10 protein-coding genes are annotated in these 12,408 nt (G+C 63.9%); 5 read left to right on the top strand and 5 right to left on the bottom strand.

The window, feature by feature from the left end; all coding sequences use genetic code 11:
• The first annotated feature begins 96 nt into the window (after positions 1-96).
• Positions 97-363 (top strand): hypothetical protein, encoded by a 267-nt coding sequence (locus J6595_RS05675; RefSeq protein WP_209593494.1) that lies wholly within the window; start codon positions 97-99, stop codon positions 361-363.
• 63 nt (positions 364-426) lie between these two features.
• Positions 427-1,320 carry a delta-class carbonic anhydrase gene (locus tag J6595_RS05670; RefSeq protein WP_209593493.1) on the top strand — a complete coding sequence of 298 codons (894 nt, stop codon included), beginning with the start codon at positions 427-429 and terminating at the stop codon, positions 1,318-1,320.
• 495 nt (positions 1,321-1,815) lie between these two features.
• Here the strand turns inward: J6595_RS05670 and J6595_RS05665 are convergent, their stop codons facing one another.
• Positions 1,816-3,162, bottom strand: coding sequence for a PleD family two-component system response regulator (locus tag J6595_RS05665; protein WP_209593492.1), 1,347 nt, complete (start codon positions 3,160-3,162; stop codon positions 1,816-1,818).
• Between the two features lie 8 nt (positions 3,163-3,170).
• Positions 3,171-3,542: a response regulator gene (locus J6595_RS05660; protein WP_209593491.1), complete on the bottom strand. Its 372-nt coding sequence runs from the start codon at positions 3,540-3,542 to the stop codon at positions 3,171-3,173.
• Between the two features lie 127 nt (positions 3,543-3,669).
• Here J6595_RS05660 and J6595_RS05655 point away from each other — a divergent pair, with 127 nt between their 5' ends.
• From J6595_RS05655 to J6595_RS05645, 3 genes are all read left to right on the top strand, one after another.
• On the top strand, positions 3,670-3,963 hold the full coding sequence (locus tag J6595_RS05655; protein WP_209593818.1) for a DUF3572 domain-containing protein: 294 nt from the start codon (positions 3,670-3,672) through the stop codon (positions 3,961-3,963).
• 90 nt (positions 3,964-4,053) lie between these two features.
• A complete protein-coding gene (locus tag J6595_RS05650; protein WP_209593490.1) occupies positions 4,054-4,668 on the top strand; it encodes a hypothetical protein in 615 nt (204 codons plus the stop codon).
• 103 nt (positions 4,669-4,771) lie between these two features.
• A complete protein-coding gene (locus J6595_RS05645) occupies positions 4,772-6,118 on the top strand; it encodes a DNA polymerase IV (RefSeq protein ID WP_209593489.1) in 1,347 nt (448 codons plus the stop codon).
• A gap of 209 nt (positions 6,119-6,327) precedes the next feature.
• Here J6595_RS05645 and dnaE read toward each other — a convergent pair whose 3' ends face one another.
• The 3 genes from dnaE to J6595_RS05630 form a co-directional block, all read right to left on the bottom strand.
• On the bottom strand, positions 6,328-9,816 hold the full coding sequence (dnaE, locus tag J6595_RS05640; protein WP_209593488.1) for a DNA polymerase III subunit alpha: 3,489 nt from the start codon (positions 9,814-9,816) through the stop codon (positions 6,328-6,330).
• A 670-nt stretch (positions 9,817-10,486) separates the two neighbouring features.
• Positions 10,487-11,179 carry an ABC transporter ATP-binding protein gene (locus J6595_RS05635; RefSeq protein WP_209593487.1) on the bottom strand — a complete coding sequence of 231 codons (693 nt, stop codon included), beginning with the start codon at positions 11,177-11,179 and terminating at the stop codon, positions 10,487-10,489.
• Entirely contained in the window at positions 11,179-12,405 is a 1,227-nt protein-coding gene (locus tag J6595_RS05630) for a lipoprotein-releasing ABC transporter permease subunit (protein WP_209593817.1), read from the bottom strand. The genes J6595_RS05635 and J6595_RS05630 overlap by 1 nt, the downstream gene beginning before the upstream one ends.
• Between the last annotated feature and the right edge of the window lie 3 nt (positions 12,406-12,408).

The raw sequence follows: 12,408 nt of genomic DNA, 5'->3' as shown, positions 1-12,408 counted from the left end.
CCCGTCCATACGGCTTACGTCGTATTGCTCTATTATCAATCTGTGCTGACTTATAACAGACACTGCCTAGGGTCGCATATGGGAGGATGAGGAGAAATGACCGACGGCGAGACGTTCGGCCGCCCGGTGCTGGATATCGCCGGGCTCGAAAAGGCGTTCGGCTCCAACCGTGTCCTCAAAAGCGTCGACATGACCGTCGCGGCTGGCGAGCGCTCGCCCCCGCGGACGGACAGTTCGCGGGGTGGGCTCTGGCCCGAAAGCTCGCCAGCGCGCTGCCGTCGCATCGCAACACTCACCGCGCCGCCGCCCCGCCGCCCCGCCGCCCCGCGACGAAAAGTCGTTTGGAAATCAAGATTTTCCTAACAGCGATCGCATATGTCCTGATCTTGCGTAGCTCACACCCCGGCCCGTCAGGAGATCGAGCATTTGCGAGACAAGACATTCGCTCCCTCTACAGTCTGTGCTGTTCTGTTTTTCTTCGCCCTCGGGCTCCCAAGCCATGCCGAAGATGGCCAGCACTCCGAGAAGACCGCGAATGGCGAGGCGCCAGCCGGTCTGTGCACGGGGTTCGGCCCGCAATCGCCCCGCGACATCAGCGGCTACGATGGCGTCAACAAGCGGATATTCGGGCATGCGCCGGCGCGCGAGGCGCTCAATCTGTGCAACATCCACACCCACACCAATGCCGAGCACAAGGGACCGGGCTTTTCTGTCTTTGCCGGCGGCGGCGAGCATGGCGGCTACAAGTGCAACGAATCCGACAGTCTGACGCCGGATGAGCTGAAGGATCCGGCCCATGGCTTCGGCCCTTTCAAGGGCGTGAAGCCCGGCGACACGATCGAGGTGCACTGGGTGTTCTCGTCCTGCGACGTCAAGCCGGGTGAAGGCCTTGGCTCCTGCCTGAGCGACGGCTGCTCTAACCCTTCGCTGCGCGTGGAGGCCCAGACCTTTCTCCTCGTCAACGACGAAAAGGCGCTCGATTTCGGCAGCTATGTCTATCGCGGCCACAAGAGCGATGGCTATCATCAGCCGCTCGATCTGCCGGAAGGGACGGGAACGCCCATCGTCTACGCCGGTTCTACGACGGGGCCTAAATACACACAAAAGACCTGCTCGCCCCTGCAGGTGACTTGGAGCGTCCGGCCGCAATGCGCCAGGCTCGACATCGCCTCGCTCTACCGATGGGCCGAAAGCGGCAACGTCTTCCACGAAGATCACTCTCACGGTGTCCGGCAGCTCGTCACCGCCCCCGAACTCCTCTCCCCCATCCAGCGGGCCGTCGCCATCACTCGCTGGGACGAACCGCTGCAGGTGGAGTGAAGTCGAAGGGTCGGAGCTCTTGCCGCTTTCTTCGCTGCTGACATGCGGAGAAAATGCCTCCGCGATCGGTGACGAGGCACGCGCAATCGCTTCGTGGCGTCGGGCGGCGGGCGAGGTTTCTCTGACGGTGGAGGAGCGCGCCGGACGTTACCCGAATGGCTGCCAATACAGCAGGTCGGGAAACAATGGTCGGCCGGCATCCATGCGACGGTACGAGGACACCGTCATTGCACGGTACCGGCCGACCCCCCACGGGACCCAGGAGATGCGGCGGACCTGAGCATTCCATGGGGTAACTGGAGGTATGGCGAAAGCCAGCCACAGCCTCAAATTCCTTGAGGGGACAGTTGCTCAGAACCGGCTGAATTGCAACTTCGTCGCATGGCAATGGGATGAAGTTTTAACAATAAGGTTAAGATCAAGGCAACCGTATCGGACCGGTTCCGTGGGTTATCCCCATGCCGCATTCATGACGGCACGGTTTCGCTCTGCCCATCAGCTGCAGATTTGGTTACGACCGGTTCGTTTGGCTTCATACAGAGCCGCGTCGGCGCGTTTGAGGACGCTCCCTGCCGGTTCCGCCGAATCATGGGCGACCGCGAAGCCGCCGCTGACGGTCACCGAGAGCCCCTCGCCAGGCCCGGCAAAAGGCGTGTCTTCGACGGCTTGCCGGATACGCTCGGCGATTTTCGATGCGGTCTGAAAGTCCGCCGCCGGCATCAGGGCCGCGAACTCCTCCCCACCGAACCGGCAAACGAGATCACTCGCCCGAACTGCCGCTTTCAGCCGACCGGCGAACTCTTTCAGCACACTGTCCCCGACATCGTGGCCGAAGCCGTCATTGATCCGCTTGAAGTGATCGATGTCGAACAGTGCGAGCGCATAGCCATCGGCATGGGCCGCCGGGCGGCTCAGGCGAACATCGAGGAAACGGCGATTGTGAAGACCGGTGAGCGGGTCCGTCACCGCGAGTTCGATCGTCTCCTGCAGGGAACGGCGCAAGCCCTCGTCATAGCGTTTGCGCAAAAGCTGGGTTCGCAGGCGCGCGGCCAGCTCGTTGCGGTCGATGGGCCGGGCAATGTAGTCGCTCGCGCCAAGTTCGAGAGCCCGCGCGGCGCCGGCCTCATCGCCGGCCTCGGCAAGCGCGAGAATCGGCAAAAAGCGGGTGGCCTCGTCCGAGCGAAGCTGCGAGATCAGCCGCAGGGGATCGGTCTGTCTGGCGGCCAGGTCGATGACGAAGACGTCGGCGCCGGGCCTGGCGATGGCTGCTTGCAGGAAGGCCGTCGCGTCGGACAGGACGGTCAGCGCCGTTTCGCCACGCAGTCGTCTTGCGATCAGGCGTTCCGTATCGCCCGCTTCGACATAGGCGAGCGTGTGCGACTGACCGGCGGCCAGCCGGCGCAGCATTTCCATCTCGCCGCCGACGAGCTGCATCGCAAACTCCGCCCTAGTTCGCAGCTCATCCGTCGTCCGCTTCAACCGGACGAGGCTGCGCAAGCGCGACAACAGCGCGAGATCGCTGACAGGCTTGGTGAGAAAGTCGTCGGCCCCCGCCTCGAGCCCCGCAAGACGGTCCTCAGGCTGGTCAAGGGCCGTGACCAGGACGACCGGCACATGCATGAGGCGCGGCGAAGCCTTGATCCGGCGACACACCTCGAAACCATCGAGCTCCGGCATCATCACGTCGAGAAGGACGAGGTCGATCTCCTGTGTATCGAGCGTATTGAGCGCGGCCTCGCCGCTCTCGGCGGCGACCACCTCGTAATATTCTGCAGCGAGCCTCGCCGACAAAAGCCGCAAATTGACCGCCACATCATCGACGATGAGGATGCGTGCCGTCATCTCGGCTCTCAGGAGTCTTCGAGGAAGGACCGGATCACCTCCATGAACCGGTTCACCGAGATCGGCTTGGAGATATAGGCCTCGCACCCGCCCTGGCGGATGCGCTCCTCGTCGCCCTTCATGGCGAAGGCCGTCACCGCGACGATCGGAATCTTGAAGAGTTCCGCATCGGCCTTCATCTGCTTGGTGACGTCGAGACCGGAGATCTCCGGCAGCTGGATATCCATGAGGATGAGATCCGGCTTGTGTGCGCGTGCGAGATCGACCGCTTCGAGGCCATTTCGAGTCTGGACCGTTTCGTATCCATTCGCGACAAGGAGATCACGAAACAGCTTCATGTTCAGTTCGTTGTCTTCGACGATCATGACGGTTTTTGCCATCGTCGATACTCCCTGCCTCGACCGGCCCGATTTATTCGGGTACCCAAGCCATCTAGACGGATTTAATTAAGATTCGGGAACGGATCCGTCACTTCAAGCGAAAGATTCCCGTGTGGGCGGCAAGCCAATGGAAAAAAGCGGCAAGCTGACAGCAGAAACGGCGGAAGCCGTCGCCATCAAGGGACTGGCTTTCATCGCCGCCGATCCTGTCTTGCTCCCCCGTTTCCTGGCTCTCACCGGCCTTCAACCTTTGCAGCTGCGGCGCGCCGCGCGCGAAGCCGGATTTCTGCCCGGCGTCCTGGAGTTCATCCTCGCCCACGAGCCCACGCTGCAAGCGTTTTGCGAGGCGGAAAGCCTGCACCCACAGACTGTCGCTGCCGCGCGGCAGACACTCGCCGGCTCCGAGGAAGTCTACGACTGATGTCGTTTATGTGGCCGTCGCCCGTAACCAGCCCTGCAGTGAGCCGCCGTGACCCGAACGCTTGAAACCGCCGGCCCTGACATCTCCATAATGACGCAACGACATAATGCACTTCTCGTCCTTGATGTCGACGAAGTTGTTCTGGAGTTTATCGCGCCATTCTGCCAACTGCTCGAAGACCATGGGGCGAAACTCCATGCACAAAGCTTCCGGCTCACAGGCAACGTCCGGTCGATCTCGACCGGCGAGGCGCTTTCCGGTCCAAGACTCGACGCGATCACCCAGCAGCTTTACCGCGAGCAGGAGGCCCGCCAACCCCCGGTCGCAGGCGCGGCCGGGGCTCTCGAGCGGCTTTCGAAACGCGCCGACATCGTCTTTCTGACGGCCATGACCCCGAGCCATTACGACCGGCGACGCCGGCTCCTCGACACGGCCGGCCTCCCCTACCCGATGATCGCGACGGAGCGCTCCAAGGGCGCGGTCATCGCGGAGCTCGGCGAGCGCTGGAGCGGCCCGGTCGTCTTCGTCGACGATCTGCCGCCCAATCTCGCGGCCGTCCGCCGCAGCGCCCCGGCCGTCCATCTGCTCCACCTCATGGCGAGCGAGACCTTCCGCGCCCATCTGCCGGCCCTTCCGAGCGGCACCGCCAGCGCGCGCGACTGGAACGAGGCCGAAACGCTCATCGGGGAATGGATCGAGCGCTGACGCCATCCTTGCGAGGCGAGAAACTCTCTGGCCGCTAAAGCCTTTTATCCATCTCGCCGTTCTTCCTTCGTTCGGCTATGCTCGGTGCTCATCGAGTGCGACCATGATGGCGATTCCGGACCTTTCTATCTTCTGCCGCGACTGTCTGACGCCCGCAAAGTCGGGCGCCCGGCGATGCCGTGTCTGCGGCAGCCCGCGCATCGTCGACCATCCGGAGGCGTCGAGCCTGTCGATCGCCCATCTCGACTGCGACGCCTTCTACGCCAGCGTCGAAAAGCGGGACCGGCCCGAGCTTGCCCATAAGCCCGTCATCATCGGCGGCGGAAGGCGCGGCGTCGTCTCCACCGCCTGCTACATCGCCCGCATCCGCGGCGTCCGTTCCGCCATGCCGATGTTCAAGGCGCTCAAGCTCTGCCCCGACGCGGTCGTGCTTCGGCCGAACATGGAAAAATACGCATCCGTCGGGCGCTCGGTCCGCGCGCTGATGGGCGAAATCACGCCGCTGGTCGAGCCGCTGTCGATCGACGAGGCGTTTCTCGACCTTTCGGGAACACAGGCGCTGCACCGGGAGCCGAGCAGCCTGACCCTGGCAAGACTCGCCAGGCGGATCGAAACCGAGCTCGGAATCACGGTCTCCGTCGGCCTGTCGCACAACAAATTTCTCGCCAAGATCGCCAGCGATCTCGAGAAACCCCGCGGCTTTTCCGTGATCGGCCGGCAAGAGACCCTGAGTTTCCTCGCCGACAAGCCGATCACCCTGATCTGGGGGGTCGGTCAGGCGATGGAGCAGAAGCTGTCGCGCGACGGCCTTTCCCGAATCGGCCAGCTCCAGACGATGGACGAGGCCGAGCTGATGAAACGCTACGGCGACACCGGCCGGCGGCTGTGGCGCCTTGCCCGCGGCATCGACGAGCGATCGGTCAATCCGCGCGGCGAGGCGAAAAGCATCTCCGCCGAGACGACCTTCAACACCGATATCGCTTCGCTCGAGGCGCTGACGCCGATCCTGCGCGACCTGTGCGAGACCGTCGCGGCGCGATTGAAGAAGACGGATCTCGCCGCCTCGACCATCGTGCTCAAGCTGAAGACCGCAGACTTCCGCCTGCGCACCCGCAACCGCAAGCTCACCGATCCGACCCGGCTTGCCGACCGCATCTTCGCGACGGCCCGCGCGCTTCTCGAAAAAGAGGCCGACGGAACGCGGTTTCGCCTGATCGGCGTCGGCTGCTCGGAGTTTTCCCCGGCCGAAAGAGCCGACCCCGCCGACCTCGTCGATACGGGCGCCGCCAAACGGGCGCGGGCCGAAGCTGCCCTCGACAGCCTGCGCGGAAAGTTCGGCAAGACGGCGATCGAGACCGGGATCACGTTCGGACGGCTCGAACGGCGTCGCCGCGAGGCGCCACGGACAGACGACAGTCGCCCTGTCTCGCCCCCCGATGCTTCGGACTGACAGACGAGCGGTCAGGACGACCGCCCCTCCACTGCCCGGCCAGGCGCTGAACGCGAGCACGCCGGGAAAATGACACCTCGCGTCTCCCGGTGCAGACCGTCCTGTGCCTACCGCATCGGCCCGACAATCGGAATCGATTTTCGGAATGCACGATGCGGTGATTCGATAAGGTAGAGCGTCCTTTGTGCGTCCATTCGCACGCACGGGCTCTAAAGGAGTTCGACGTCGATGACGCCGGGCGCGGCCTTCACCGCGCTCGCCATCTGCGGCGACACGCGATAGCGGCCCGGCAAAGTGATCTCGACCTCGCGCTCGCCGTCGTCACGCACGAGAATGAGCGAGACCTCGCTGTCGCCCTGGCTCGACAGCTGACTGCGAAACACCGAAAGCGGCTTTGCATCGCGCATGAACACGCGCAGCGCCTTCTGGCTGCGCACGGCCTCGTCCTCCAGCGACTGGACCTGCTGGGCCCGCAGCGAGATGCCTTCCGGCCGTTCCTCGGCCGAGACCGTGACGATCACCGAGGCGCCGGGTTCGAGAACGTCGCGGAACGCGACGAGCGCTTCGGAGAACAGCACCACCTCGTACTGGCCGCTCGCGTCGGAGAGCTGCACGATGCCGATCTTGCCGCCGGTGCGGGTCTTGCGCTCCTGGCGGGACGTCACCGTGCCGGCAAGACGCCCGGCGCTCGCCCCGCGCTTGACGGCCGCCACGACATCGGAATGGGACTGGACCCTGAGACGCCGCAGGACATCCTTGTACTCGTCGAGCGGATGAGCGGAGAGATAAAAACCGACCGCCTGGAATTCCTTCATCAGCTTCTCCGACGCGGTCCAAAGCTGCGCCGGATTGAGGGCGAGCGGCTCCGGGGCGCCGCCAAGGGCCGCGCCGAACATGTCGTCCTGGCCCGACGCACGTCCCTCGGACATGCGCAGCGCATATCCCATCATCCGCTCGATATTGGCGTAAAGGACCGCTCGGTCCTGGCCGAAGCAGTCGAGCGCACCGGCGGCGACGAGGAATTCCAAGGTCCGCTTGTTGACGATCTTCGGATCGATACGGGCACAGAAATCCTCCAGCGAGGCGAAGGGCTTGTCGCCACGCCGTTCGACGATGTGCTCGACGGCGTGTTCGCCGACGCCCTTGATCGCCGCCAGCGCGTAGAAGATCTTGTTCTCGCCGACCTCGAACGCCTTGTAGGAAGTCTGGACCGACGGCGGGACGACTTCGATGCCGAGGCGGCGCGCATCGGAGCGGAAATCGTTCAGCTTGTCGGTGTTGCCGTTGTCGAGCGTCATCGACGCGGCGAGAAACTCGACCGGATAGTTGGCCTTGAGATAGGCGGTCTGATAGGCGACGAGCGCGTAGCAGGCCGCATGGGACTTGTTGAAGCCGTAGTCGGCGAACTTGGCGAGGAGATCGAAGATCGTATTCGCCTGGGATTTGGCGATCCCGTTCTTCACCGCCCCGTCGACGAAGCGGACCCGCTGCTTGTCCATCTCCGCGCGAATCTTCTTGCCCATGGCGCGGCGCAGAAGATCGGCCTCGCCGAGCGAGTAGCCCGACAGGACCTGGGCGATCTGCATCACCTGCTCCTGATAGATGATGACGCCCTGCGTCTCCTTCAGGATCGGCTCGATCATCGGGTGGAGGAAGTCGGGCTCCTCCTCGCCGTGCTTGCGGGCATTGTAGGTCGGGATGTTCTCCATCGGACCCGGCCGATAAAGGGCGACCAGCGCGATGATGTCCTCCAGACAGTCGGGCCGCATGCCGATCAGGGCCTTGCGCATGCCGACCGATTCCACCTGGAACACCCCGACGGTCTCGCCGCGGGTCAGCATGTCGTAGCTCTTCTTGTCGTCGAGCGGCAGCGCCGACAGATCGATCTCGATCCCCTTGCGGGCAATGAGATCCACAGCCGTCTTCAGCGTCGTCAGGGTCTTCAGACCGAGGAAGTCGAACTTGACCAGCCCCGCTGGCTCCACCCACTTCATGTTGAACTGGGTGACCGGCATGTCGGAGCGCGGATCGCGATACATCGGCACGAGCTGCGACAGCGGCCGATCGCCGATGACGATGCCCGCGGCGTGGGTCGAGGCGTGGCGATAGAGACCCTCGAGCTTCAACGCGATCGAGATCAGGCGATCGACGACCTCCTCGTCCTTGCGCGCTTCCGCGAGCCGCGGTTCCTCTTCCAGTGCCTGGGCGAGCGTCACCGGATTGGCCGGGTTTTGCGGGACCAGCTTGCACAGCTTGTCGACCTGGCCGTAAGACATCTCCAGAACGCGGCCGACGTCGCGCAGGACGGCGCGGGCCTGGAGCGTTCCGAAGGTGATGATCTGGCCGACCTGCTCGCGGCCGTATTTCTCCTGGACGTAACGGATGACCTCCTCACGCCGGTCCTGGCAGAAGTCTATGTCGAAATCCGGCATCGAAACACGCTCGGGATTGAGAAAGCGCTCGAACAGGAGGGAAAAGCGCAAGGGGTCGAGATCGGTGATCGTCAGCGAATAGGCGACGAGCGAACCGGCGCCCGATCCACGTCCCGGCCCGACCGGGATGCCCTGCGCCTTTGCCCATTTGATGAAGTCCGAGACGATCAGGAAGTAGCCGGGAAATTTCATCCGCTCGATGATGCCGAGCTCGAATTCGAGACGCTCGCGGTAGGCTTCCTCCGATACGCCCGGCGCGCAGCCGAGCTTCTGCAGACGCATCTCCAGTCCCTCAAAGGCCTGCCGGCGCAGCTCCGACACCTCCGCCGCCTCGGCAGCGACCGGCTCGGCATCGGCGCCGGCAAAGCGCGGCAGGATCGGCGCCCGCGTGCGCGGACGGTAGGAACAGCGGCGGGCGATCAGGGCGGTGTTGTCCAGCGCCTCCGGCAGATCGGCGAAAAGCGCCGCCATCTCGGCCTTGGTCTTGAGGCAATGGTCGCGCGTCAGCCGCCGCCGGTCCTCGTGGCTGACCAGCCTGTTGCCCGCCACCGCGAGCAGCGCGTCATGGGCCTCGAAGTCGTCCGGCGCGCCGAAGAAGGGTTCGTTCGTCGCGACGAGCGGCAGGCCGAGATCATAGGCCAAGGCGACGCTTTCGGCCTCGATGCGGCGATTGTAGTCTGTCTGGCGCTGCAATTCGACGTAAAGCCGGTCGTCGAATATCGCGGCGAGCCGCTCCAGCCGCTCGCGCGCCACCGAGGGGCGATCGGCGCCAAGCGCCGAGCCGATCGGACCAAGCGGGCCGCCGCTGAGGCAGATGACACCTGCCGCGCGCGCCGCGATCCATTCGAGCGTGACATGCGGCCGCTGGGTCTCGGGATGGCCGAGATAGGCGAGCGAGACGATCTCGACGAGATTGGCATAGCCTTCTTCGCTCGCCGCGATCAGAACGATCTGCCCCATCGGCGAAAGCCCACGATCGGCCCGTCCGGGGCGGGTATCGACCTCGCAGTCGGCGAAATCGACGTCGAGCTGGCAGCCGACGATCGGCTGGATGCCGGCTTTCGACGCCTTTTCGGAAAATTCGAGCGCACCGAACAGATTGTTGGTGTCGGCGATGCCGATCGCCGGGGCGTCGTCTTTTGTCGCGAACTTGATGATCTGGTCGAGCTTCAACGCTCCTTCGAGAAGCGAGAATGAGCTGTGAACCCGCAAATGAACGAAGGGCAGCGCGGCCAGATTGTTCGAAACCGTCGTCGTTTCCGTCATGGCAGCACCTCTTTGTCTCGTCCGCCGATCACCCAGCGGTCTTTGCGATCGAAACCGCTTTTGACGCAATCGCACTTGAGAGCGGTATGACGCCTAGCTGCCCGATGGAAGGACGCGTTCGTCACCCGTCCCCAGGAAACCGACGCGCCTGCCTTGGACGGCGTCTGAAAGCTCGCGAACAATGACACGAAGCGCCATGTGGGCCGGTTTGCTCAGACGGCGTGGATGATCAGACTGAATGCGAAAAGGAAGCCCGAAATGGCAACGAGGGAAAGGACATCCTTGGCGATCTCTTGCATGGGGTTATCTCCGTTTTCCTTTATGTCTCCATTTGTTCTTTTTCTGTTCCAATCGTCAAGAGCTTTTCCACAGCCTGCCATACAAAAGGTCATGGCGGTGCCGTGCATTGAAATGGATGCTGCAGCGCTGTGTCACCATTTGCGATTTCGGATCAGTGCCTTGGCCGACGTTGAGAGCTTGTTAGCCATGAGCCGGCTTCAACGCTGACGGGGCAGAACGCGCGCACGGCCGCCAAGCGACCGACGTCGATCGCGCGGCACCGGCTACCTGGCACAGGTAAAAGCACGGACCTCGAGCCCGCGCATCGATTTACACGAAAGACAACGTGCCCTGCCAGAGGCCCGCGAGGCGCCCTCGCCTCGCGCCGGGCTCAGTGCATGTCGAGGGGAATGATCTTGCCGCCTTCGAGCGTGATCACGTGGTCCATGCGGCGAGCGAGATCGTGGTTGTGGGTGGCGATCAGCGCCGCGACGCCGGACTGGCGCACGAGAGCCGTCAGGGCATCGAAGACATAGCCGGAAGTGGTCGGATCGAGATTGCCGGTCGGCTCGTCGGCGAGGAGCACATGCGGGGAATTGGCGACGGCCCGGGCGATCGCCACGCGCTGCTGCTCGCCGCCCGAAAGCTCGGCGGGCCTGTGTTCGGAACGCGCTCCGATACGCATGTAGTCGAGGAGTTCCTGGGCCCGCGTCGCGGCGTCCTTGCGTGCCAGGCCGCCGATCATCTGCGGCAGCATGACGTTCTCCAGCGCGGAAAATTCCGGCAGGAGGTGATGAAACTGATAGACGAAGCCGATCGCCTGGCGGCGCATCGCGGTGCGCTTTTCGTCGCCAAGCGTGCCGCAGGCGACACCGCCGACATAGACCTCGCCTGTATCAGGCCGATCGAGCAGGCCGGCAATGTGCAGCAATGTCGACTTACCGGCGCCGGACGGCGCGATGAGCGCGACCATCTCGCCGGGCGCGAGGCTGAGCTCGGCCTCGTCGAGGATCGTCAGCCGGTTTTCGCCCTGCAGGTATCCCTTGCCGACGCGGTCCAGTCGCAGTGCGTGGTTCTCTGCCATCATTCGTACCGCAATGCGTCGACCGGATCGAGCCGCGAGGCTCGCCAGGAGGGAAGGATCGTGGCGAAGAAGGACAGGCCGATCGCCATGCCGACGACGAGGACCACCTCGCTCGGATCGACCTCTGCCGGTAGCTGGCTGAGGAAGTAGAACTCCGGATTGAACAGGACGACACCGGTGATCCAGGAAAAGAACTGCCGGATGTTCTCGATGTTGATGCAGAACAGGAGGCCGAGGACGAATCCGGCCAGCGTTCCGGCAAATCCAATCGAGGCTCCGGTGATCAGGAAGACGCGCATGACGGCCCCCTTGGTCGCTCCCATGGTCCGCAAGATGGCGATGTCCCGGCCCTTGTCCTTCACCAGCATGAACAGGCCGGAGATGATGTTGAGAGCGGCGACGAGCACGATCAGCGTCAGGATGATGAACATCACGTTCCGCTCGACATTGAGCGCCGAGAAGAAGCTCTCGTTCTGGCTTTCCCAGGTGACGGTGTAGACCGGCCGGCCTGCGGCCGCCTCGATCTTCGGCTGCATGGCCTTCACCTCGTCGGGGTGATCGACGAAGATCTCGATCGACTGCACCCGGTCCTCCTGGTTGAAGAAGAGCTGGGCCTCCGTGAGCGGCATGTAGACATAGGCCGCGTCATATTCGGACATGCCGATCTCGAAGATCGCCGTCACCGGATAGGCCTTGACCCGCGGTGCGGTGCCGAAGGCCGTGACGTCGCCGTCGGGCGAGATCAGGGTGATGTTGTCGCCGAGGCCGATGCCCAGCGATTGGGCAAGCCGGCTGCCGACGGCAACCCCCTGCCCGGTGTCGAAGCCCTTCAAGGTGCCGAGCTTGACGTTGGCGGAGACCGGCGCGAGCTTCATCAGATCGGCCAGACGCACGCCGCGGACCAGCGCGCCCGTCGAACCGGTGTTCGGCCCTTGCGCCAGAACCTGCCCCTGCACCATCGGCATGACGAACTGGACGCCGTCCACACCCTGAATGCGCTTGGCAACCGCCTCCCAGTCGGTCAGCGGCTGGTCGATCGGATACAGGATGACGTGGCCGTTGACGCCGAGGATGCGCATCATCAGCTCGCCTCGGAAGCCGTTCATCACCGACATGACGATGATGAGGGCGGCAACGCCGAGCATGATGCCGACGAAGGAGAAGCCGGCGATGACCGAGACACCGGCATCGCGCCGGCGCGAGCGAAGATAGCGCCCGGCGATCATCCA

It is taken from the genome of Jiella mangrovi, assembly GCF_017815135.1.
GTDB lineage: Bacteria > Pseudomonadota > Alphaproteobacteria > Rhizobiales > Rhizobiaceae > Jiella > Jiella mangrovi.
This window is presented reverse-complemented; position numbering and strand designations above follow the sequence as displayed.

Bases quoted from the DNA above. Each gene is read 5' to 3' on its own strand.
- J6595_RS05645 (WP_209593489.1), top strand. From the start codon at position 4,772: ATGATGGCGATTCCGGACCTTTCTATCTTCTGCCGCGACTGTCTGACG.
- J6595_RS05655 (WP_209593818.1), top strand. From the start codon at position 3,670: ATGGAAAAAAGCGGCAAGCTGACAGCAGAAACGGCGGAAGCCGTCGCC.
- J6595_RS05665 (WP_209593492.1), bottom strand. From the start codon at position 3,162: ATGACGGCACGCATCCTCATCGTCGATGATGTGGCGGTCAATTTGCGG.
- J6595_RS05675 (WP_209593494.1), top strand. From the start codon at position 97: ATGACCGACGGCGAGACGTTCGGCCGCCCGGTGCTGGATATCGCCGGG.
- J6595_RS05650 (WP_209593490.1), top strand. From the start codon at position 4,054: ATGACGCAACGACATAATGCACTTCTCGTCCTTGATGTCGACGAAGTT.
- J6595_RS05635 (WP_209593487.1), bottom strand. From the start codon at position 11,179: ATGGCAGAGAACCACGCACTGCGACTGGACCGCGTCGGCAAGGGATAC.
- J6595_RS05630 (WP_209593817.1), bottom strand. From the start codon at position 12,405: ATGATCGCCGGGCGCTATCTTCGCTCGCGCCGGCGCGATGCCGGTGTC.
- J6595_RS05660 (WP_209593491.1), bottom strand. From the start codon at position 3,542: ATGGCAAAAACCGTCATGATCGTCGAAGACAACGAACTGAACATGAAG.
- dnaE (WP_209593488.1), bottom strand. From the start codon at position 9,816: ATGACGGAAACGACGACGGTTTCGAACAATCTGGCCGCGCTGCCCTTC.